We start from the raw sequence: 22,104 nt of genomic DNA, 5'->3' as shown, positions 1-22,104 counted from the left end.
TGTCCCGCCATCGGGTGGCGGACCCTCGAAAGCATGTAGAAACATAGGTATGGTGGTAGGGTCAAACCATGAATGACCTTACGGAAAGCGTCGCGGCCCTGCGGTTCCTGTTGGATGCCGGCGTGGATGAGGCGGTGGGAGAGGAACCCATCGACTGGACCCAGCTCGCCTCCCGCAGGACCGCGGCGGTTCAGCAAAACGGCCCCGCGCCGGGACAGGCTACCGCCGCTCCCGCGGCGCGCGGCGACGCCCAGGCGCGCCTGCCCGCCGCGGCGTCCGAGTCGCGTCCTGTCCTGCCCGGCGGCTCCGCCAGCCTGCTGCCCGGCGCGCCCCTGGGCGCCGCCGAGGCCGGGGAAAGCGCGCGGGCCGCAGCGGGTGCGGCAAGCAGCCTGGAGGAGCTGCGCGCCGCCATCGCGGCGTTCGAGGGTTGCGCCCTGAAGCACACGGCCATGAATCTGGTCTTCGCCGACGGCAATCCCGCCGCCCGCATCATGCTGGTGGGTGAAGCGCCGGGCGAGCAGGAGGACCGGCAGGGCAAGCCCTTCGTCGGGCCGGCTGGCGCGCTGCTGGACCGGATGCTGGCCTGCATCGGGCTGGAACGCACGGCCGAGGACCCGGCCAAGGCCGTCTACATCACCAACGTGCTGCCCTGGCGCCCGCCCGGAAACCGTAGCCCCACGGACGGGGAGGTGGCGGCCTGCCTGCCCTTCGTACAGCGGCACATATCGCTGGTGAAGCCCGACATCCTGGTTTTCCTGGGCGGGATCAGCACCAAGTCCCTGCTGGCCCGGAGCGAGGGGATCACGCGGCTGCGCGGCCGCTGGTTCGACTTCCAGGCTCCGGGCCTTTCCAAGGCCTTGCCCGCCCTGCCGATGCTGCACCCGGCCTATCTGCTGCGCAATCCGGTGGCGAAACGGGATGCCTGGCGCGATCTGCTGACCCTGAAGGCGCGGCTGGATGGCTGAGACCGCAGACGGGCGCGGCCGGCCCGTTCCTGGTGCATGAATTCGCTTCCATACTCGCGCTGGACGTAGGCGCAGGGCTGTATTAGTACTTTGGTCGTAAGCCTCCCCTTTGGAGCAGTTCGTGGACGCTGCCATACCCTCCGCCCCTGCTGAATCCGCCGAGTTGGACGCCCTCCTCTCCGGCTGGCCCGGGCCGGCGCTGCGGCTGGCGGACGGCGGACAGGTGCGGGACGCCAATGGCCGCGCGCGGGAGATGGAGCGCCACGGGCGGGACTGGTTGGACGGGCTGTCCGCCTGGGTGGCGGAGGGTGGCCCGGCGGTGGAGCCGGTGCGCAGCTTCCCGGTGGAGACCGGCCATGGTCCGGGCGCGCTGGAATTCGCCGTCACGCGGCTGCCGGACGGCGACGTGCTGTGCCTTGGCCGCGACATGACCCTGGAACGCCGGCTGCGCAACGCCCTGACGGAGAGCCGGCAGCGCTACAAGGATCTGGTCGACATCTCCAGCGACTTCGCCTGGGAAACAGGCCCGGACGGGCGGTTCGTCTTCGTCTCCCCCGCCGGAGCCATCGGCTACACGGCGGATGAGCTGGTGGGCCGACATCCGGCGGAACTCGTGCTGGAAGAATTCGCGGACCAGCCGCTGCCCTTCGACACCCGCACGCCCATCGGGCGGACGGAGGTGTGGTTGCGCGCCAAGGACGGCACGCCGGCCTGCCTCGTCTCCTCCGCCCTGCCGCTGACCGGGCCTGCGGGCGTTTGGATGGGCGCCCGCGGCGCCTGCCGCAACATCACCGAGGTGCGTCTGCGGGGCATGGAGTTGGCGCAGGTCCGCCTGCGCGAGAAGTATCTCGGCTATATCGTCAGCTCCACCCGGGACGATGTGGAGCCGGCGAAGACTCTGGAGATCGCGGCCGGCGTGGCGGTGAACGCCACCGGGGCGGACGGCGCCCGGCTGTTCGCCAAGGTCGGCGACGATTTCCCCGAGGCCGCCGGGCAGGGAGAAGCGCCGGAGGCGCTGGCCGGGTCCCTGCCCCGGCTTCTGGCCCATGCTGCCTCGCAGGCGGAGCCGGCGGAAGCGGTGCTGGGCGATCTGCACCTGCTGGCCTGCCGCACCCTGTTCCGGCACGAGGTCAACGGGGCGGTGCTGGTCTGGCGGCGGGGAGAGCGGCGCTGGACCGGCGACGACACCTCCATGATCCGGGCCATCGCCGACCATGTCGGCGTGGCCGTGGCCCAGGCAAGGTATCAGGAGCGGCTGAAGACCTTGTCGGAGCGGGACGGGCTGACCGGCCTCTACAACCGCCGCACCTTCATGGAGAAGCTGGAGCAGCGGCTGGCCCGGAACACGGCCGGCAACTCCGCCCTGCTCTATTTCGACCTGGACAACTTCAAGGCCGTCAACGACCTGCAGGGCCACACGGCAGGCGACGAGGTGCTGCGCGCTGTTGGCGCACTGCTGGAACGGCTGGCCAGGGCCGGCGATCTGGCCGGCCGCCTGGGCGGCGATGAATTCGTGCTGTGGGCGGACCGGGTGGACGAGGCCGGCGGACTCCGCATCGCCGACCGGCTGCTGCATGAGGCGGCGGAGTTCCTGCGCCCGCTGTCGGCAGGGCCGGACAAGCCGCTGGGCGTCTCCATCGGCGTCGCGCTGCACCAGGGCGGCGGGGGCGAGCCGGCGCAGGCGCTGGTCGACCGCAGCGACCATGCCATGTACGCGGCCAAGCGCATGGGCAAGGGCCACCGCGCCCTGGCCCCGGCAGCCGCCATCCCGGTCCAGCCGCGGGATGGCGCGGCATGAGCGGCGACAACGGGTTGAAGATCGCCGGGATCGATTACGAGACCGCGAAGCGCATGGCCGCAAGCCCGGATGCAGGCGAGCGCAGTCAGGTGGCCGGCCGCACAGATACGCGGCCGGAAATCCTGTATTTCCTTGCCGGCGACCAGACCGCCCTTGTCCGGCGGGAGATCGCCAGGAACATCTCCACCCCGCGGCAGGCGGATCTGCTGCTCTCCACCGACCCGGATGAGCAGGTGCGCTCCGGCCTTGCCGCGAAGATCGCGGCTCTGGCGCCCGAACTCTCCCCCGACAGGGTGGGGCAGATCGAGAAGATGACGCTGGAGATCCTGGAGATGCTGGCGCGGGATCAGGCGGTCACGGTGCGCCGGGTCGTCGCCGAAGCGCTCCAGCACAGCAAGGCCGCCCCTGCCCATCTGGTGCAGCAGCTTGCCCGCGATCTGGAACTGCAGGTCAGCGGCCCGGTATTGCGCCACAGCCCGGTCCTGACCGACGAGGATCTGCTGCACATCATCCGGGACCGGCCGCTGGACGGGCAGTTGGTGGCCATCGCGGAGCGGGCCGGCGTCTCCCCCGCCGTGACGGATGCGGTGGTCAGGACGGAGAGCGAGCGGGCCGTGGCGGCGCTGCTGGCCAACCATTCGGCCCAGATCCGGGAGGAAACGCTGGACCGGATCGTCGACATGGCCCCCCGGCATGAGCCCTGGCACGGCCCCCTGGTGCGCCGCCCTACCCTGCCGCCCACCGCCGCCGCCCGCATCGCCGCCTTCGTCAACGCCCAGCTCATGAAGGTCCTGGCGGATCGGGCCGACCTGCCGCCGGAGACGCGCGCCGCGGTGGCGGAGGCGGTGGCGAACCGCGGAACCGCGCCGGGCAGAACCGATGGCGGGATCGAGGCGGTGGACGATGCCGCCCCGCCCAAGGGCCGCCCGTCGGAACGCGCGGAGGCGCTGCACAAGGCCGGCAAGCTGGACGAGGACACGGTATCGCTCGCGCTCACCCAGGGCGACCGTGGGTTCGTGATGGCGGCGCTGGGGCTGAAATCCGGCATCCCGCTCTCCATCATCGAGAAGATCGTCTCCGGCCAGAGCCCGCGGGCGGTGACGGCGCTGTGCTGGAAGGCGGGCCTGTCCATGCGCTTCGCCCGGCAGGTGCAACTCCGCCTCGCCCAGATTCCGCCCACCGCCGTGCTGAATGCCAAGAACGGCACCGACTACCCGATGACGGTGGAGGAGCTGAACTGGCAGCTTGAATTCTTCGGCATCAAGAGCGGGAAAAAGGGGCGGGGCTGAATTCCGGCCGCTCTTCCCGCCGCCGGCCCGCTTTTTTCCTTGACATCCATGCATCCTGCGCATTTGCGCCGCGGCGCAACGATCCGGCACCGCATGCGTTGATCTCCGTGACGATCAACGTATTTCCGGAGGCGAGCATGTCCGAGAAACCCCGCGCAGACGAACGTTCCGCTGAAGGCGGGCGTACACTGCCGCAGGCGGACCCGGCGCTGGGGCCCAGCACGATCCCGGCAGGCAGCCCCGCAAGGCCGGAGGGCCTGGTGCGCGAGGCGGTCGGAATCTTCGATAGCGAGGAGAGCTTCCAGCGGGCGGTGGACGATCTGGCCATGGCCGGCTTCGGCGCCCATGAGATGAGCCTGATGTCCCATGACGAGGCGACACGGGAGCGGCTGGGCAAGACCTACCTGCACAGCGGGGAAATGGCCACCAGCCCGAACACCAACCGGCAGAACATCGTGTCTCCGGAGGAGCTGGGCGATGCGCAGGGCGTTGCCATCGGCATCCCGGCCTATGTGGGCGCGATTGTCGCCACCGGCGCAGTGGTCGCCAGCGGCGGCACCGCGCTCGCGGCCGCTCTTGCCGCCGCCGCCGCCGGGGCCGGCGGCGCGGGCATCGGCGGCGTGCTGGCCGGCTGGCTCGGCCAGCAGCGTCACAACATGCTGCAGGAGAGCCTGGAGAAGGGCGGCCTGCTGCTCTGGGTGAATGTGCAGAATCCGGAGCGGGAGAAGCTGGCGGTGGAAATCCTCAGCCGGCATTCGTCGCAGCCCGTCGAGGTGCACGAGGTGCCGCAGATCTGACCTGGAAGCATCCGGGCCGGCGCGTCCGGCCCGGCCCGCTTCTCGCGAAAGCATTTTGCAATAAACCGGCCGGGATATAGGCTGGACACCACATGGACTAATCCATCCGCCCTAGTCTGACAGTCGTGGCGGCCGGGTCGGTTGCCCCCATCGCGAGCACCTGGATCAGTGCGGTGCGGGGACATTCGGAACGGGCCGCCTTCCTGACCGGCCAGACCGGCGTTCAAGAGAGGGCCTAAGGTTGCTCTACCAGCTCTATGACATGCAGCATGCTGCGCTGACTCCGCTCCGCCTTGTGGCGGAGGCGACCCAGGCCACGTTCCAGAACCCGTTCTTCCCAGGCTCCTACACCAAGGCCGGGCGCGCCATCGCCGCCGGAGCCGAGCTGCTGGAGCGCACGACCCGGCGCTGGGGCAAGCCGGAGTTCGGGCTGCCCACCACCATGGTGAACGGGCGCGAGGTGAAGGTCACCGAGGTGCCGGTGCTGGAGAAGCCGTTCGGCACGCTGCTGCGCTTCCAGCGCGCCGTGCCCAACGACCATCCCAAGGTGCTGCTGGTGGCCCCGCTGTCCGGCCATTACGCGACCCTGCTGCGCGGCACGGTCGCCCAGTTGATGCAGAACCACGACGTCTACATCACCGACTGGGCCGACGCGAAGATGGTGCCGCTGGCCCGCGGCCGTTTCGGTTTCGAGGATTACGTCGAGTATGTGATGGATTTCATCCGTCACCTCGGCCCCGACGTCCACGTCATCGCCGTGTGCCAGCCGGTCGTGCCGGTTCTGGCGGCGGTGGCGCTGATGGCGCAGATGGACGATCCTTGCCAGCCGCGCACCATGACGCTGATGGGCGGCCCGGTCGACACCTCCGCCGCCCCCACTGTGGTGACGCAGCTTGCCGAGACCCGCGACATCGAGTGGTTCGCGCGCAACGTGATCCACTCCGTCCCGGTCTATTATCCGGGCGGGATGCGGCAGGTCTATCCGGGATTCATCCAGCTCACAGGCTTCATGTCCATGAATCTGGACCGGCATGTGGGCGAGCATCTGGGCCTGTTCCGCCATCTGGTGCGCGGCGACGGAGAAAGCGCGGAGGCACACCGCAAATTCTATGACGAGTATCTGTCCGTCCTGGACCTTACGGCGGAGTTCTATCTGGAAACGGTCAAATCCGTGTTCCAGGACCGCGATCTGCCCCGCGGCACCATGAAGATCCGCGGCGTCACCGTCGATTGCTCCGCCATCACCAGGACGGCGCTGATGACGGTGGAGGGGGAGTTGGACGACATCTCCGCCCCCGGCCAGACCATCGCCGCCCACAGGCTCTGCTCCAGCCTGCCCGACGGAATGAAGGTGGACCTGCTTCAGAAGGGCGTCGGCCATTACGGCATCTTCAACGGCCGCCGTTGGCGCGAGCAGATCGAGCCGCAGATCAGGTCCTTCATCCTCAAGCACGACAGCCGCGGCAAGCACCGCACCGTTGCGGCCTAGACACGGCGTCGGAAACCTGCCCGAAGGGGCTAGCGGGAACGGACCGAACCAGCTAATGGGGAGGTCCGTTTCACTTTTGTGACAGGCGCTTTCCATGATCCGCCCCGCCGCAGCCGCCGCTGTCCTCGGCCTTCTGTTTGCCCTGCCTGCGTCCGCCCAGCGTGCGCCGCAGGACGAAGCCAGGCCGACGCCGCAGCTGACGGACGGGGATGAGCGGCTGGATGCCACATTGTGGGTGCAGCGCTCCGTCGAGTTCGCACAGGTGGCCCGGCAGGCCTACCAGCTCGCCGAAATCCGCCTGCCGCAGGCGCTGGCGCAGCCAGGGTCGGCAGCGCTGGAGCAGGCGGACGGCGGGGCCGGCAAGCCCCCGGCCGTGATCTTCGACGTGGATGAGACCGTGCTGGACAACAGCCCGTTCGAGGCCTGGATGATCCAGCGCGGCCGGCCCGGCTTCGACCAGAAGCTCTGGGACGAGTGGCTGGCCACCCGGCGGGCGAGGGCCACGCCCGGAGCCGTGGCGTTCGTAGCGGCCCTGCGCGAGGCCGGGGTGACCCCGCTCTTCGTCACCAATCGCGAATGTGAACCGCGCCCAGGCGCGGACGTCCCCTGCCCGCAGGAGGCGGACACGCTGGCGAACATGAAGGCCGTCGGCTTCGGGGACATCCCGCCCGAGCACATGATGCTGAAAAATGAGCAGCCGGACTGGCCCAGCGACAAGGGCACCCGCCGTGCCAAGGCCGCCGCGGATTACCGCATCGTCATGGCCGTGGGCGACCAGTTCAGCGACATGATCTCCGTCACCCGCAAGGACGACACCGACCGCCGGGCGGAGCTGATGGCGGAGCATCAGGCGCAGTTCGACCTGCGCTGGGTGGTTCTGCCCAACCCCATGTACGGCGCCTGGCTGGACGTGCTGCCGAAGCCGCGCACGGATGCGCTGCTGCCCTGATCGGCCGGACCTAGAACAGGCCCAACTGGTCGCCCGGCGCCGGGGGCGGGCGGAACTTGCCGCAGTCCAGGTCCCAGCGCCGGTCGTTCAGCCCCAGCCGCCGGCAGGCCAGCTTGAAGCGGCGGGACAGCAGGTCGGCATAGGGGCCGGTTCCGCGCATGCGGGTGCCGAAACCAGCCTGATAGAGCTGCCCGTCCCGCATCTCGCGGATCAGCTTCAGCACCCGTGCCGCCCGGTTCGGGGCATGGGCGTGCAGCCATTCCTCGAACAGGCCGGATATCTCCAGCGGCAGACGCAGCAGGATATAGCTGGCGTACGTCGCACCGGCCTCCGCCGCCGCTTCCAGGATCGACTCCATCTCATGGTCGTTCAGGCCGGGCGCCATGGGGCTGGCCAGCACGGCCGTGGGGATGCCGGCGCTGCTCAGCGCCCGGATGGCGTCCAGCCTGCGCTGCGGCGTGCCGGCCCGCGGCTCCATGGTCCGGGCAAGATCCCGGTCCAGCGTGGTGATGGAGGTGCTGACCATGGCCAGCCCGTCCGCCGCCATCTCCGCCAGTATGTCGATGTCGCGGGTCACCAGATGGGACTTGGTGACGATGCCGACCGGGTGGCGGAAGTCGCGCAATACCTCCAGCACCTCCCGGGTGATCCTCTGCTCCCGCTCCACCGGCTGGTAGGGATCGGTGTTGGCTCCGAGCGCGATGGGCCGGGGCTCATAGCCCTTGCGACGCAACTCCGCCGCCAGCAGCTTCGCCGCGTCCGGCTTGCGGAACAGTCGGGTCTCGAAATCCAGCCCCGGCGACAGGCCCAGGAAGGCATGGGTGGGCCGGGCGAAACAGTAGACGCACCCGTGTTCGCAGCCCCGATAGGGGTTGATGCTGCGGTCGAAGGGGATGTCCGGGCTGTCGTTGCGGGCGATGATGGTCCGGGTGGCGTCGTCCGCCAGGGTGGTGCGGAGCGGGGGTGTCTCTTCCGCAAGCACCTCCGGCCGTGACCAGCCGTCATCGGTGCGCTGCCGCACCTCCCGCTCGAACCGTCCGGTGCGGTTGCTGACAGCGCCCCGCCCCTTGACCGCCCGATCGGGCAGCAGATCGTCCGGCCCGGGCGCGCCGAACTCGTCCGGCGGGGGCGGGTCGAATGGGATATCTTCCGTCGGCAGGCGGTGGGGCATGGGGATCAGGCTATTCGGACACGTCGGCAAATGTCCCCGAGCGACGCGAACATTTCAAGAACAATCGGTGCCGGACGGGAAGGCTGGCGGCTGCCGCTTGCGCCGCCGCTCCCGCTGGGGAATGCTGCCGCCGGACCCCGGAACATAGAGGCACTCCGCCCATGCAGTTCGTCATTCCCGCCCCTGAGCAGCCCGGCATTCCCGTGAAGGGCGCGACGGCGCGCTTTCCCGTCCGGCGCATCTTCTGCGTCGGCCGCAACTATGCCGACCATGCGCGGGAGATGGGCGGGGACCCGACGCGGGAACCGCCCTTCTTCTTCATGAAGCCGGCTTATGCGCTGGTCACCGGCGACGCCCCGGTGCCCTACCCGCCCGGCACCAGCAACCTGCATCATGAGGTGGAGCTGGTGGCCGCCATCGGCACGGCCGGCCGCGACATCGCGGTGGAGCGGGCGCTGGACCATATCTGGGGCTATGCCGTCGGCAACGACCTGACCCGGCGCGACCTGCAAGGTGCGGCCAAGGGCAAGGGCCAGCCCTGGGAAGTGGGCAAGGCCTTCGACCATTCCGCCCCGGTTTCCGCCCTGATCCCCGTGGCTGAGGCCGGGCATCCGGCCAAGGGCGCCATCCGCCTGTCCGTCAATGGCGCGGTGCGGCAGCAGGGCGACCTGTCCGACATGACCTGGAACGTGGCGGAGGTCATCACGCACCTGTCCCGCCTGTTCGAACTGCGCCCTGGCGACCTGATCTTCACCGGTACCCCGGCCGGCGTCGGAGCGGTGACCGCAGGCGACGAGATGGTGGCGGAGATCGAGGGCGTCGGCCGGCTGGTCACGCGAGTGGAGTGACGCGGATGCTGAAGAACTGGCTGGCCGCGTTGGCCGTAGGCGCTGTGCTGGCGGCAGCGCCCGCAGAGGCGCAGATGGTGCTGCACCGGGGCAACGGGGCCGAGCCGGAGACGCTGGACCCGCATAAATCCACCGGCGAGGGCGAGTCCTGGATCCAGTACGACCTGTTCGAGGGGCTGATGACCCTGGATGCCCAGGGAACGCTGATCGACGGGGCCGCCACCGACTGGAGCGTCAGCGAGGACGGGCTGACCTACAGCTTCATCCTGCGGGAGGGGAATGTCTGGTCGGACGGCACGCCGGTGACGGCGGACGATTTCGTCTTCGCCTGGCGGCGGCTGGTCGATCCGGCCACAAACTCCCGCTACGCCTTCTTCCTGTGGCCGGTGAAGAATGCCGAGGCCATCTCCAAGGGTGAGATGCCGCCGGAGGCCATGGGGGTGGAGGCGGTGGATGCCCGCACCCTTCGCGTCACGCTGGAGGCGCCGACCAGCTACTTCGTCTCTTCCCTTCAGCACCACGCGACATACGCCCTGCCGCGGGCCAGTGTGGAGAAGCACGGGGCGGACTTCATCAAGCCGGGCAATCTGGCCTCCAACGGCGCCTATACCCTGGCGGAGGCCGTGCCGCAGGGGCACATCAAGCTGGTGAAGAATCCCCGCTTCCACGATGCGGCCGGGGTGAAAATCGACGAGGTCTTCTATTACCCGACGGAGAACCGGGAGACGGAGTTGAAGCGCTTCCGCTCCGGCGAGCTGGACATCACCTACGACGTGCCGGAGGGGCAGGTTCCCTGGGTGCGCGCCAATATGGCGGAGGAGTTCCGGGTCGCTCCCTTCTTCTCCACCTACTTCTATTCCATCAACCTGAAGAATGAGCCCTGGGCATCCAACCCGGACTTGCGCGCGGCCCTGTCGCTGGCCATCGACCGCGACATCCTGACGGAGAAGATCACCGGGGCCGGCGAGATTCCCGCCTATGCCTTCACCCCGCCGGGCACCGAGAATTACAGCGTGCCCCAGCCCGAATGGGCCGGCTGGACCCAGGCCCAGCGGGACGAGAAGGCCCGCGCGCTGATGGCGAAGCATGGATACGGCAAGGGCGGCAAGCCGCTGGCGGTGGAGCTGCTGTTCAACACCTCCGAGAACCACCGGAAGACGGCCATCGCCATCGCTTCCATGTGGCAGCAGAAGCTGGGGGTGAAGACGGTCCTGAATAACCAGGAATGGAAGGTGTTCCTGAGCACCAGGGCGGAGCGGCGGTACAAGGACGTGGTCCGCAACGGCTGGATCGGCGACTACAACGACGCCTACACTTTCCTGTCCCTGTTCCGAAGCGACAATACCGGCCAGAACCACTCCAGCTACGCCAATCCGGAGTTCGACCGGCTGGTCATGGGGGCGGCGGTGGAGGCGGACCCGGCCAAGCGCCGCGCCATGATGGAGGAGGCGGAGCTGATCATGCTGAAGGATCATCCGCTGATCCCGCTCTATGTCTATGTCAGCACCAACATGGTGAGCCGCAAGGTCAAGGGCTGGGAGCCGAACATCCGCAACATCCACCTGACCCGCTGGATGAGCGTGGAGCGGTAGGCCGCAGCGGGACCGACAACCCGCCACCCGGAATGGGATAACCCTTCTGCGGCAATGCCAGGGTGGGTACACTGCGCTGCCGGATGGGGAGTGACCTCATCGTCCGGAGTATTCTAGGATCGCCCCCAGGGGCCGGAGCGGACGAGGTTGGGATGGGTCTGGCGGTTGCGCGGCGGCGTCTGTTGGCGGGAGCGGGTGCGGCTTTCTGTGTCGGCGCGCTTGCCGGCTGCGGCGCGGTTTCCGGCCGCGGCGCCGGTTCAGTCGGCGGGCCGCTCCTGCGGCTCACCCCGCCGCGCGCCAGCGTCGACCGCATCACCCATATCACCGCCTGCACCCGGCCCTTCCGGGTCGAAGGTCCCCGGATCGAGCTTGAGCGCATCGGCGACAAGGATGTCGTCCACCATTACGGCCATGGCGGGAGCGGGTGGTCCCTGTCCTGGGGATCGGGCGCTGTCGCCGTGGAAAAGACCATGGCGACCGGCCAGCGCGACATCGCCGTGATCGGCTGCGGCGCCATCGGACTGACCACTGCCATCCTGCTTCAGCGGGCCGGCGCGAAGGTCACAATCTATGCCAAGGACCTGCCGCCGGGCGTCGCCTCCTCCTATGCCAGCGGCGTCTGGTCGCCAGACTCGCGCATCTGCCTGGAGCAGCATGCCACCCCTGCCTTCAAATCCCTGTGGGAAGGCATGTGCCGGCGGTCCTTCGTCGCCTATCAGGGCCTGCTGGGCTTGCCGGCCAGCCCGGTCGAGTGGATCGACAGCTATTACATCCCGGACGGGTCCGGGCCGTCCGCACCCGCTGAGCCGGATGCCCGGCCGAAATTCGCAGAGCTGCGTCGGGAGCTGGTCCCCGACCTGTCGCCGGGCCGGCAGGATTTCGCACCGGGCAGCCATCCCTTCGGCGAAGGCACGGTGCGGCGCAATACCTTCATGATGTTCAACATCGCCCCCTATTTCCGGATGCTGATGTCGGACTTTCTGATCAATGGCGGCCATGTGGAGGTGCGGGAGTTCCACCATCCCGCAGATTTCGCAGCGCTGCCGCAGAAGACCTTGGTGAACTGCACCGGTTATGGCGCCCGCGCCCTGTTCAGGGACGAGTCTGTCGTACCCGTGCGCGGTCAGCTGGCCCGCATGATGCCGCAGGCCGGCGTCGATTACGGGCTGTTCCACAGACAGGTGTCCTTCGTGCCGCGGAAGGACGGGCTGGTGTTCCAGTTCGTCGGCCCGGACGACTACTTCGGCTATGGCGACGCCTCCACCGAGCCTGACCGGGCCGAGGCGGAGTTGGCGGTGCGGACCATCGCCGGGCTGTTCGCGACGGCCTGAGCCGAGATGCGACGGCCCCGGCTTCCCGCCCATACTCTCAGCCGTACAGCGCCGCCGCCAGGAAGGGCAGGCTCTCATCCATGCGGTAGTCGATGCCGCTGTGATTGTCCGGGAATTCCTCGTACCGGTGGGGCACGCCGGCGCGGGTCAGGGTCCGGTGCAGGCGGCGGGCGCCATAGACCAGATTGTACTGGTCCTGATCGCCGCAATCGATGAACAGGGCCTTCATGCTGCGCAGCGCCTCGACATGGTCGAGCGCGATCACCGTCGGGTCCCAGGCCAGCCAGTTGGCCCAGCGCTCCGGAATCACCTCGCAGGTGTCGGAGGTGACGGGGAGGCGCACGCCATAAGGCTCATCCGGGGCGGGGTCGTAGGTGGCGCACATGGCCAGGGACATCAGTACATGGGTGTCCTGCCCGCCCACCTTCCTGGCATAGCTCCGCTCCAGCGCCGCCATGAAGTTGGCGACCGACATGCCGTGCTTGGCAAGTGCGCGGAGGGTGTCCGGCATCTCCGCCAGATAGACCAGCTCGAACGCCATGTCGCCGGAATGGCAGGCGGCAGCACTCCAGACATCCGGCCGCTTCATGGCGTGGATGATGGCGCCGTAACCGCCGCTGGACTTGCCGAAGACGCCGCGCCGCCCCTCCCCGCCGCAGCCGATATGCGCTTCCACCGCGGGCACGATCTCATCGCAGATGGCGGTCATCCAGTTCCCCAGCACGGGGCTGTCGACATACTGGTTGCCGCCCAGGCGGGTGAATCCGTCTGGGAAGGCCACCGCCACCGGCGGCAGCAGCCCTTCCGCCGTCAGCCGGTCCAGCCGCTCCGGCACATTTTCCCCGAAATTCTTCCAGTTGGTATGCGACAGGCCGGAACCGGTGAAGCCGACCAGATCCACCAGCAGCGGCAGGCCGCGCCCGTCATGTCCGGGCGGCGTCCAGATGTCCACCGCCCGCAGATGCGGGTCGCCCAGCAGGTTGCCCTTCAGCGCACGGCAATGCACCGACAGGCGGGTGACGGTGCCGGCGGGGATATCGTGATGGAGGCGCATCTTCGTCTTCTTGGATTGCGGAGCTAGAGACCGTCCACGGCGTCGGTCGGATTCACGCCCGGGGCGAATTCAGCCACGCCCCGGCGCTTGGCGAATTCCTTGAGCGACCAGTGAACGCTGGGAAAGGCCAGATCGGCCCACGGGATATCATCCCAGGCGAACATCGCCACCTCCAGGCTTTCCAGCCCAGGCTCGATATGGGGATGGACCAGGTGCGCGCGGTGGATGAGCTGCACCTGGCTGATACGGGGGATGTTGTAGACGGCCAGCAGGCTGTCGATCTCGATCCGGGCGCGGGCTTCTTCCCACGCCTCCCGCCGGGCTCCCTCCATGGTGCTCTCGTTCAGCTCCATATAGCCGGCGGGCAGGGTCCAGTAGCCCTTGCGCGGCTCGATGGCGCGGCGGCACAGCAGGATTCGCCCGGCCTCGTCTGTAACGACGGAGCCGACGACGATCTTGGGGTTGTCATAGACGATATAGCCGCAGTCCGGGCAGATCAGCCGTTCGCGGTCGTCCCCCTCCGGCTTGGCGCGGATGGAGGGGCCGGCGGGGGCGGGTGGTTCTGCGGCGCTCATGCGCGGAGTGTGGACCGGGCGTAGGCGCGGCGCAAGCCGTCAGTCGGGGCGGCGGCCGGCCGCGGCCCCTTGGAAATGGCGCGGCGGGGCGGACCAGTCCGCCCCGCCGCAACGGCATCAGTTCTTGACGTCTTCCGCCGTGTCCTCGATCGCGCGTCCGCCGGCCTGGATGTCCTGCCCGGCACCTTCGACGGTGTTGCAGGCCGCGACGCCCAGAACGGAGAACAGCAGGGCCACGGGGATCAGCTTCTTGGCCCGCTCAGCGGCATTCAGTCGAGTCATCATCTGTGTCATCCTTTCCGCTTGGACCGGCCGGATGGCCGGCGGTGTACCGCTTCGCCGAGGCCCGCATTCCGTGCGGGTCCGTCGGCAGCGCACTCATCGCCAATGAGAATGGCGGGCGAGCAGAAAGGTTCCGGCAGCGCATATCTGCGGAATCAAGAGGGATTGGCTAGAATTCAGGCTTAAGCCGGATGTGGCGACTGCGCCAGCCGAAAAAGATCACGCCGCATCCAATCCGGCATACAAGGCGGCTACTTCCAGCGCTGCGGTATTCGGCGCTGTGGACCGGTTCCCGCTTCAGGCCTGGATGTTGACGAAGCTGCCGCGGGTGGCCCCGGAGGCGAGCGCGTCTTTGCGCTCCTGTTCCGTCGGGGCGGTGTTCATGGACTGGGCCGGGGCGGCGGCCTGCGCCTTCTCCTCCTCCGCGCGCGGAGGCTGGGCGGCCTGCTGCGGCTTTCCCTGCTGGGTGGCCGGATCGGTGGGGCGGAGGCCCGGTGTGTTGAACACGGAGGATGCGCCGGCAGCGCCGGAAATGCCGTAAGCCATGGATGAACTCCCTCCCAGACGGCCGGGGCCGCGCAACGGTTGGGGTAGACTAGCCCTAAATTGCCATCGGTTGCAACCCGCCTTCCCTGGACGGGCGGCACGCGCCGCTGCGCGCCATCCAGCCGCGACGGCTGTTGGAGTAGATATGACAAGGCCTACGCCGGGGTCGGAAGGAGATTGGAATGAGCGACAACAACAGCCTGGAAGACCGTATCCGCCAGAAGGCCCACGATATCTGGGAGCGTGAAGGCCGCCCCGAGGGCAGGGAGCGGGAGCATTGGGACATGGCCTCCGAGCTGATCGCGCAGCATGACAATGCCGCCATGACCCGCGGCCCCAACCCGTCCCACGGCCCCGACGACGTCGCGACCCGCGACCAGCCGGTGGAGCCGGCTTTCATCGCCGAGAACCAGGGCGAGGTGCCGGGCCTGACCGACCAGGGGGAGCAGGGCAATCTCGCCCCCAGCCACCAGAACCAGCGCGAGGCCGCGGAGCGCTGATCCGGAGGGTGCGCGCCGGTACCGCGCCCCCGAGTCGCAGCCCGGCGACGAGGCGGCGACGTTACCGCATTTCGCTTGGCTGGGCGACCTGGTCACGCCTGTGGATGCGGCCTGCCGCATCCACAGGCGTGACTGCATCCGGGCGACACCCTTCGCACCGCCAGCTGGCCGCCTGACCGGCCCTGCCATTGCCAGCGGAACGGGCCAGCGGGAAGGTTTGCATCCCGCGGCAGCACGAAATCGTGGAAAACTTGCGTCCGTCCTACGGTTTGAGCACCATGCCCGGCTTCGGACATGGGCCGGTACCGGCGGGACAAGAAGAAGGGGCGAGGCTCCCGGCACATCCCCTGGCGCCCCGGCGCGTCCAATCATGGGGAGGTAAGGGCCGTGCAGGTTTCCAACCAGGCGGCAGGGGATTCGGGCGGTATGCCCCACTGGTCGTCTCGTTTCGCGTTCATCATGGCGGCCGTGGGATCGGCCGTGGGACTGGGGAACATCTGGAAGTTTCCCTACATGGCCGGCACCGGCGGCGGCGGCGCCTTCGTGCTGATGTATCTCGGGATCGTGCTGCTGTTCGGCGTGCCGATCCTGATCGCCGAGCTGATGCTGGGCCGGATGGCGCAGCGGGCCCCCGCGGCAGCGCTCGCCCATCTGGGCCGGACCCATGGCGGAACGACCGCCTGGGGATGGATCGGCGGCATGGGCGTCATCGCGGCCCTGCTGATCCTGAGCTTCTACAGCGTGGTCGCCGGCTGGGCCGTCGCCTACATCCCCGAGATGCTGTCCGGCGAACTGGCGAACGCGAATGCCGAGCGGACCGCCGAGGTGTTCGGCGCGTTGCTGGCCAATCCCGAGCAGCTTCTGGTCTGGCACAGCATCTTCATGGTGGCGACCGTGGCGATCGTGGCCGGCGGCGTGACCAAGGGCATCGAGGCGTTCGTCACCTGGATGATGCCGGCATTGTTCATCATGCTGCTCTTCCTGGTGGGCTATGCCATGGTGGAGGGCGAGTTCCTGCGGGGCGTCGCCTACCTGTTCCGTCCCGACTTCTCCGCCATCACGGTGGATGTCGTCATCGCCGCGGCGGGACAGGCCTTCTTCTCCCTCTCCATCGGGCTGGGCACCATGCTGGCCTATGGCAGCTACCTCCCTCGGGACGTCTCGATTCCCAAGACGGCCGTGACGGTGGCCCTGGCCGACACGTCGGTGGCCCTGCTGGCCGGCTGCGCCATCTTCCCCATCGTCTTCGCCAGCGGGCTGAACCCCGGAGAGGGGCCGGGGCTGGTGTTCGTCACCCTGACGGTCGCGTTCGGCAGCATGCCGTTCGGCATGATCGTGGGGGCGGTGTTTTTCCTGCTGCTGGCGGTGGCGGCGATCACCTCCTCCATTTCGCTGCTGGAGCCGATCGTCGCCACCCTGAAGGAGCGGAGCGGCCTGTCCCGGCCTTTGCTGTGCGTCCTGATCGGGCTGGTGGCCTGGGTGATGGGCCTGGCAACCGTCTGGTCCTTCAATGATTGGTCGGACGTTAAAGTCCTGGGCGACCGGACCCCGTTCGACACCATCGACTATGTCACCTCCTCCATCATGCTGCCCCTGGGCGGGGCGCTGATGGCGGTGTTCACCGGCTGGGTGCTAAGCAGCGAGACCCTGCGGCGGGAGCTTGGCTTCGACAGCGAGGCGCTGTTCGGCTTCTGGCGCTTCCTGATCCGCTTCGTCGCACCAGTCGGCGTGGCGGCGGTCGCCATCCAGAAAATCCTGGGCTGAACCTGGACGTGCGGTGACAGGGGGCGGCCTCGACCTGGGGCCGCCCCCCTTTTCTTCTGCCGGGGAACTTCCCATGTCGAGGATGTAAACCCACGGTCCCGCCCGGCCGTTTCCCAGGTCCCGCCCCTTCCCCGCCGGAAGGGCCGGGCCGCCGCAGCAGGAAGGACCGCGCCAATGCTGGCTTTGATCCTCAATATCGTCTGGATTCTGATGTTCGGCTGGAATCTGGCCCTGGCCTGGTTCCTGGCCGGAATCATCATGATCCTGACCATCGTGGGCATTCCCTGGGCCCGCGCCGCCTTCACCATCGGCCTCTACATGCTCTGGCCCTTCGGCCGGACCGCGGTGAACCGCGATCGGTTCTACGGCGAGGAGGATGTCGGCACGGGCCCGCTCGGCCTGCTGGGCAACATCGTCTGGTTCGTCTTTGCTGGCTGGTGGCTGGCCATCGGGCATGTGGTGGCCGGTGTCGGCCTGTTCATCACCATCATCGGCATCCCCTTCGGCTGGCAGCACTTCAAGTTCGCCGGCCTGTCCCTGGCCCCCATCGGCAAGACCATCGTGGACCGCGACATGATGGACCAGTTGCGCTACGGCCGGGGCTGAGGCGGAAAGACGGGGGTGGACGATCCGGCACTTGCCGCAGCCATCGTCACCCCCCATTCTCCGCCCCATGACACAGACCAACATTCCCGCCGGCCCTGCCAGCCTGACCGCCACCCCGCCCGACCCGTCCTTGTTCCGTCATGTACGGGACTGGGTGTTCGACCTGGACAACACGCTGTACCCGTCCGCGTGCAACCTGTTCGCCCAGGTCGATCGCCGCATCGGCGAGTTCATCGCCGGCCATTTCGGCATCCCGTATGAGGAGGCCCGGACCAAGCAGAAGCGGTATTTCCGCGATTACGGCACCACGCTGCGCGGACTGATGGTGGAGCACGACATCGATCCGGTGCCGTTCCTGGACTATGTCCACGACATCGACGTAACGCCGATCAGCCCCGATTCCCGCCTGGATGCGGCGCTGGCCCGGCTGCCGGGACGCAAGCTGGTCTACACCAACGGTTCCACCCGCCATGCGGAGAATGTGCTGGCCCGGCTGGGCATCGCCGGCCGGTTCGACGGCATCTTCGACATCGTGGCGGCCGACTACGTGCCCAAGCCCGACCCGCGGCCTTATGCCGTCTTCGCCGAGCGTTTCGGCGTGGAGCCGAAGGCGGCCGTCATGGTGGAGGACATCGCCCGCAACCTGGTCCCTGCGGCGGCCATGGGGATGACCACCGTGTGGGTCCGGAGCGAAGCCGACTGGTCCCGTCCGGATGGCGGCGGGATCGGTCATGGCGACCACATCCACCATGTCACCGACGATCTGGTCGGCTGGCTGGACGTGCTGGCGAAGGGCTGATCTGTCGGGGGCTTGGGGCGCTCGGGACCGCCCGGTCTTCCAGTACCGGAAGCGGTCGCTCAGGCGGCGTCGCTCTGCTCCGTCTGGGCGAGCAGAGCGTAGATGGCGTCCGCCGTCTCCGCCCCGCGGAGCTTGTCGCAGAGCACCGGGTCGCGCAGCAGGCGGCTGACGCGGGCCAGCGCCTTCAGATGGTCGGCGCCGGCCTGTTCCGGGGCCAGCAGCAGGCACATCAGATCCACAGGCTGCTCATCAATGGCCTCGAAATCCACCGGCTTCTCCAGCCGGGCGAACACGGCCGTCACCTGGGTCAGGCCCGGCAGCTTGCCGTGCGGAATGGCAATGCCGCGCCCGACGCCGGTGGTGCCCAGCCGCTCCCGCTCCAGCAGCACGTCGAAGATGGCGCGCTCATGCTGATCGGTCAGCTCCGCGGCCTTGCGGGCCAGTTCCTGCAAGGCCTGCTTTTTGGAACCTGCTCGCAGGTTTGGAAGGATGCCGTCCGGCGTTATGAGGTCATTCATCAGGAGATACGCGAGGGAGGCGGAGGGAATTTGTCGTTGGAGCAGCATGGATCACGCTCCGGCCTCTTTGGCCGCGCCTGAATCCGCCGGATCGACCCAACCGACATTCCCGTCGGGCCTGCGATAGACCATGTTCAGGCCCCCATGTGCCCGGTTTCGGAACATCAGGGCCGGGATGTCGGCCAAATCCATGCGCATCACAGCCTCCGAGACCGTCAACAGTTCGATGTCGGTCTTCATCTCGGCCACGATCATGGGGGCCCCGTCGGCGCTCTCCGCGCCGCCATCCAGGCCGACATCCGTCTCCGCGCCGTCCATCTCGTCGGCTGGCGCCTCGATGATGTATTTGCGGGCCGGCAGCGCCACTTCCGCGGCCGTAGCCAGCCGGGCATTGTGGTCCCGCAGGCGGCGCTTGTACCGGCGCAGCCGCTTCGCCACCCGTTCCGCCGCCGCATCGAAGGCGGGATAGGGTTCGGATGCCTGGGCATTGGACTGCAGCAGGATACCCCGGCCCACATGGACCTGGATATCCGCCGTGTACAGGCCGGCATCCTTGGACAGGACCACCAGCGCATCGATCGGGTTGGAGAAGTACTTTCCCACCAGATTGGTCAGAGTCTCGTTGACGTGGGTGCGCAGGGCATCGCCGACGTCAAGCTGCTTGCCTTTGACGGTAACGTGCATGGTGGACCCGTATTTGGAAGCGTGGTCAGTGCGTGATGGTCACGGCCGCGGTCGCGGCGGGCATGCCCTGGACCGTAGTCCAGGGCCGGGCAGGTCGTCGATCCTTGGGCCGTCCGGGGCAGGCATGGCTGGCGAAACGGTCACAAGCCAAGAGCCTTCTCCCTTCGACGCTGCACGGAGGAGGATATCTTCATCGCCTCACGATACTTTGCGACCGTCCGGCGCGCAATGTCGATCCCCTCGGACCGGAGGATTTCGACGATCTTGTCATCCGACAATATATCGTCGGCCTTCTCGGCGTCGATAAGGCCCTTGATCCGGAATCGCACGGCCTCAGCCGAATGCGCGGCCTGTCCGTCAGCCCCCTGGATGGCGGAGGTGAAGAAGTACTTCAGTTCGAAGACCCCGCGCGGCGTGGCGATGAATTTGTTGGTGGTCACGCGGCTGACCGTCGACTCGTGCATGCCGATGGCCTCGGCGATGTCGCGCAGGATCAGCGGCTTCAGGAACTGGAGCCCGTGCAGGAAGAAGGCGTCCTGCTGGCGCACGATCTCGGTCGCCACCTTCAGGATGGTGTTCGCCCGCTGATGCAGGCTCTTCACCAGCCAGCTCGCGGACTGGAAGCGTTCGGCGATGTATTCCTTGTCCGTCCTGGACTTGGCCGTGCCCTGGATGCGGCTGTAATAGCGCTGGTTCACCAGCACCTTGGGCAGGGTGTCGGTGTTCAGCTCCACGATCCAGCCGCCCGACGGGGCGGCGCGCATCAGGATGTCCGGCACCACGGTCTGCACCGGCTCATGGTCGAAGGCCAGCGCCGGTTTCGGGTTCAGCGCCTTGATCTCCGTCACCATGTCCATCAGGTCCTCCTGATCGACCTGGCAGACCTTCAGCAGAGCCGGAATGTTGCGGGCGGCCAGCAGGGGAAGGTTCTGCAGCAGCGCCTGCATGCAGGGGTCCAGCCGGTCCCGCTCGCGGAGCTGGATGGCCAGGCACTCGGACAGGGACCGGGCGAAGATGCCGGAGGGATCGAAGCGCTGCATCCGGGCCAGCACGCCCTGCACCCGCTCCTCTCCGCAGCCGAGCTGCTCGGCGATGGCGGGCAGCTCGCCGGTGAAGTAGCCGGCCTCGTCCAGATGATCCATCAGGGCATAGGCCACCATGCGGTCCATCCGGTCGGGGATGTCCATGGTGATCTGCTCTTCCAGATGGTCGCGCAGGTTCAGCCCGTCCGACAGCCGGTCGGCGGCGGTGCCGTCCTCATCCTCGAAGCTGCCGCTGCGGCCGGACCAGGTGCCGAACGCCTCCCCGCCGCCATCCTGATCGACGGCGGAGGAATTGGTGTAGATGTTGTCGTAATCGGTATCGAGGGGAGAGTCGCCGTCGGACGCGATGCGGTCGGAGGCCGCCAGCTCCACCGTGTCGCGGGTGGAAACCTCGACCCGCTCCGGCACGGGGTCTTCCCGGTCCACGCCGCTGGCGGCGGGATCGCGGTCCCGCTCGCCGTCGTCCCGCTCCAGCAGCGGGTTCTGTTCCAGCTCGCGGTCGACGAATTCGGACAGCTCGACGTTTGAGAGTTGCAGCAGCTTGATCGCCTGCTGCAACTGGGGCGTCATCACCAGCGCTTGGCTTTGCCGCAGATCGAGCCGTTGTTGGAGCGCCATCTACTGCCGGACACACATAAGGTTACAGAACCGCCCCCTCGACCGGGGAGTGTCGTCGGTTCCGTCCCCGGCGTCTACAGGCTGAAGCGTTCCCCCAGATAGACGCGACGCACATCCTTGTGCGCCACGATCTCCGACGGGGGTCCCTCCATCAGTACCATACCGTCGTGCAGAATGTAGGCCCTATCGACGATGTCCAGCGTCTCGCGGACATTATGGTCGGTGATCAGCACGCCGATGCCCCGCTCCCGCAGATGGCTGACCAGCTCGCGGATGTCGTTCACGGCGATGGGGTCGATGCCGGCGAAGGGCTCGTCCAGCAGGATGAAGTGCGGCTGGCTGGCCAGGGCCCGGGCGATCTCGACACGCCGCCGCTCGCCGCCTGACAGGGCGATGGAGGGGGTACGGCGCAGATGGCTGATGGAGAACTCGGCCAGCAGCTCGTCCAGCATCTGCTCGCGGGCATCATGGTCGGGTTCAACCACTTCCAGCACGGCGCGGATGTTGTTCTCCACCGACAGGCCGCGGAAGATGCTGGCCTCCTGCGGCAGGTAGCCGATGCCCAGCCGGGCGCGCCGGTACATGGGCAGCTCTGTCACCTCGGTGCCGTCCAGCTCGATGGTGCCGTAGTCGGGCAGGATCAGGCCGGTGATGATGTAGAAGCAGGTGGTCTTGCCGGCGCCGTTCGGCCCCAGCAGCCCCACCGCCTCGCCCCGCTTCACAGACAGGCTGACATCCCGCAGGACCGGTCGCCCCTTGTAGGCCTTGCCGAGCTTGGAGGCGACGAGGCCGGTGCTGCTCGCCACCAGCCGGGGACCGGCCGTGCCGTCGGTCTGCGCCTCGCCATTGGCCTTGGCGGCCGGGGTCTGGGTGCGGATCATGTCGT

22 protein-coding genes are annotated in these 22,104 nt (G+C 68.0%); 13 read left to right on the top strand and 9 right to left on the bottom strand.

What is annotated here, in order from left to right; all coding sequences use genetic code 11:
• Window positions 1–68: 68 nt before the first annotated feature.
• From DOL89_RS00380 to DOL89_RS00355, 6 genes are all read left to right on the top strand, one after another.
• On the top strand, window positions 69–965 hold the full coding sequence (locus tag DOL89_RS00380; RefSeq protein ID WP_119677364.1) for a uracil-DNA glycosylase: 897 nt from the start codon (window positions 69–71) through the stop codon (window positions 963–965).
• 121 nt (window positions 966–1,086) lie between these two features.
• Window positions 1,087–2,763, top strand: a complete 1,677-nt coding sequence (locus DOL89_RS00375) for a sensor domain-containing diguanylate cyclase (protein WP_162937244.1) — start codon at window positions 1,087–1,089, stop codon at window positions 2,761–2,763.
• Window positions 2,760–4,052, top strand: a complete 1,293-nt coding sequence (locus DOL89_RS00370; protein ID WP_119677362.1) for a DUF2336 domain-containing protein — start codon at window positions 2,760–2,762, stop codon at window positions 4,050–4,052. The genes DOL89_RS00375 and DOL89_RS00370 overlap by 4 nt, the downstream gene beginning before the upstream one ends.
• A 137-nt stretch (window positions 4,053–4,189) precedes the next feature.
• Complete coding sequence (locus DOL89_RS00365) at window positions 4,190–4,849, top strand: hypothetical protein (protein ID WP_119677361.1); 660 nt, start codon at window positions 4,190–4,192, stop codon at window positions 4,847–4,849.
• A gap of 241 nt (window positions 4,850–5,090) precedes the next feature.
• On the top strand, window positions 5,091–6,338 hold the full coding sequence (locus DOL89_RS00360) for a polyhydroxyalkanoate depolymerase (protein ID WP_119677360.1): 1,248 nt from the start codon (window positions 5,091–5,093) through the stop codon (window positions 6,336–6,338).
• Window positions 6,339–6,432: 94 nt separating this feature from the next.
• Window positions 6,433–7,287, top strand: a complete 855-nt coding sequence (locus DOL89_RS00355) for a 5'-nucleotidase, lipoprotein e(P4) family (protein ID WP_119677359.1) — start codon at window positions 6,433–6,435, stop codon at window positions 7,285–7,287.
• 10 nt (window positions 7,288–7,297) lie between these two features.
• Here DOL89_RS00355 and DOL89_RS00350 read toward each other — a convergent pair whose 3' ends face one another.
• On the bottom strand, window positions 7,298–8,458 hold the full coding sequence (locus tag DOL89_RS00350) for a PA0069 family radical SAM protein (protein WP_119677358.1): 1,161 nt from the start codon (window positions 8,456–8,458) through the stop codon (window positions 7,298–7,300).
• Window positions 8,459–8,619: 161 nt separating this feature from the next.
• Between DOL89_RS00350 and DOL89_RS00345 the strand changes: the two genes are divergently transcribed.
• The 3 genes from DOL89_RS00345 to DOL89_RS00335 all read left to right on the top strand — a co-directional run bounded on the left by DOL89_RS00345 (window position 8,620) and on the right by DOL89_RS00335 (window position 12,229).
• Window positions 8,620–9,306, top strand: a complete 687-nt coding sequence (locus DOL89_RS00345) for a fumarylacetoacetate hydrolase family protein (RefSeq protein ID WP_119677357.1) — start codon at window positions 8,620–8,622, stop codon at window positions 9,304–9,306.
• 5 nt (window positions 9,307–9,311) lie between these two features.
• A complete protein-coding gene (locus tag DOL89_RS00340; RefSeq protein WP_119677356.1) occupies window positions 9,312–10,898 on the top strand; it encodes a peptide ABC transporter substrate-binding protein in 1,587 nt (528 codons plus the stop codon).
• A gap of 152 nt (window positions 10,899–11,050) precedes the next feature.
• Window positions 11,051–12,229, top strand: coding sequence for an FAD-dependent oxidoreductase (locus DOL89_RS00335; protein ID WP_225889836.1), 1,179 nt, complete (start codon window positions 11,051–11,053; stop codon window positions 12,227–12,229).
• Window positions 12,230–12,266: 37 nt separating this feature from the next.
• Here DOL89_RS00335 and DOL89_RS00330 read toward each other — a convergent pair whose 3' ends face one another.
• The 4 genes from DOL89_RS00330 to DOL89_RS00315 form a co-directional block, all read right to left on the bottom strand.
• Window positions 12,267–13,283 carry an alpha/beta hydrolase gene (locus DOL89_RS00330; RefSeq protein ID WP_119677355.1) on the bottom strand — a complete coding sequence of 339 codons (1,017 nt, stop codon included), beginning with the start codon at window positions 13,281–13,283 and terminating at the stop codon, window positions 12,267–12,269.
• 23 nt (window positions 13,284–13,306) lie between these two features.
• Window positions 13,307–13,858, bottom strand: a complete 552-nt coding sequence (locus tag DOL89_RS00325; RefSeq protein ID WP_119677354.1) for an NUDIX hydrolase — start codon at window positions 13,856–13,858, stop codon at window positions 13,307–13,309.
• Window positions 13,859–13,975: 117 nt separating this feature from the next.
• Window positions 13,976–14,143 (bottom strand): entericidin A/B family lipoprotein, encoded by a 168-nt coding sequence (locus DOL89_RS00320; protein WP_318658521.1) that lies wholly within the window; start codon window positions 14,141–14,143, stop codon window positions 13,976–13,978.
• Window positions 14,144–14,437: 294 nt separating this feature from the next.
• Entirely contained in the window at window positions 14,438–14,686 is a 249-nt protein-coding gene (locus DOL89_RS00315) for a hypothetical protein (protein ID WP_119677353.1), read from the bottom strand.
• A gap of 182 nt (window positions 14,687–14,868) precedes the next feature.
• Here DOL89_RS00315 and DOL89_RS00310 point away from each other — a divergent pair, with 182 nt between their 5' ends.
• From DOL89_RS00310 to DOL89_RS00295, 4 genes are all read left to right on the top strand, one after another.
• Complete coding sequence (locus tag DOL89_RS00310) at window positions 14,869–15,186, top strand: DUF2934 domain-containing protein (RefSeq protein ID WP_119677352.1); 318 nt, start codon at window positions 14,869–14,871, stop codon at window positions 15,184–15,186.
• 387 nt (window positions 15,187–15,573) lie between these two features.
• Window positions 15,574–16,950, top strand: coding sequence for a sodium-dependent transporter (locus DOL89_RS00305; RefSeq protein ID WP_225889835.1), 1,377 nt, complete (start codon window positions 15,574–15,576; stop codon window positions 16,948–16,950).
• Window positions 16,951–17,124: 174 nt separating this feature from the next.
• Entirely contained in the window at window positions 17,125–17,556 is a 432-nt protein-coding gene (locus DOL89_RS00300; protein WP_119677351.1) for a YccF domain-containing protein, read from the top strand.
• Window positions 17,557–17,623: 67 nt separating this feature from the next.
• Window positions 17,624–18,355 (top strand): pyrimidine 5'-nucleotidase, encoded by a 732-nt coding sequence (locus DOL89_RS00295; RefSeq protein ID WP_119677350.1) that lies wholly within the window; start codon window positions 17,624–17,626, stop codon window positions 18,353–18,355.
• A gap of 59 nt (window positions 18,356–18,414) precedes the next feature.
• On the opposite strand, the gene ptsN is transcribed toward DOL89_RS00295, so the two are convergent.
• The 4 genes from ptsN to lptB form a co-directional block, all read right to left on the bottom strand.
• Window positions 18,415–18,873, bottom strand: coding sequence for a PTS IIA-like nitrogen regulatory protein PtsN (ptsN, locus tag DOL89_RS00290; protein ID WP_119680138.1), 459 nt, complete (start codon window positions 18,871–18,873; stop codon window positions 18,415–18,417).
• 51 nt (window positions 18,874–18,924) lie between these two features.
• Window positions 18,925–19,557 (bottom strand): ribosome hibernation-promoting factor, HPF/YfiA family, encoded by a 633-nt coding sequence (hpf, locus tag DOL89_RS00285; protein ID WP_119677349.1) that lies wholly within the window; start codon window positions 19,555–19,557, stop codon window positions 18,925–18,927.
• Window positions 19,558–19,697: 140 nt separating this feature from the next.
• Window positions 19,698–21,218, bottom strand: coding sequence for an RNA polymerase factor sigma-54 (gene rpoN / locus DOL89_RS00280; RefSeq protein WP_119677348.1), 1,521 nt, complete (start codon window positions 21,216–21,218; stop codon window positions 19,698–19,700).
• A gap of 74 nt (window positions 21,219–21,292) precedes the next feature.
• Window positions 21,293–22,099 carry an LPS export ABC transporter ATP-binding protein gene (lptB, locus tag DOL89_RS00275; RefSeq protein ID WP_119677347.1) on the bottom strand — a complete coding sequence of 269 codons (807 nt, stop codon included), beginning with the start codon at window positions 22,097–22,099 and terminating at the stop codon, window positions 21,293–21,295.
• Window positions 22,100–22,104 lie beyond the last annotated feature (5 nt).

It is taken from the genome of Indioceanicola profundi (genome assembly GCF_003568845.1).
Classification (GTDB): Bacteria; Pseudomonadota; Alphaproteobacteria; order Azospirillales; family Azospirillaceae; genus Indioceanicola; species Indioceanicola profundi.
The sequence above is the reverse complement of the archived record's forward strand: the minus strand, read 5'-3'. Positions and strand labels throughout refer to the sequence as shown.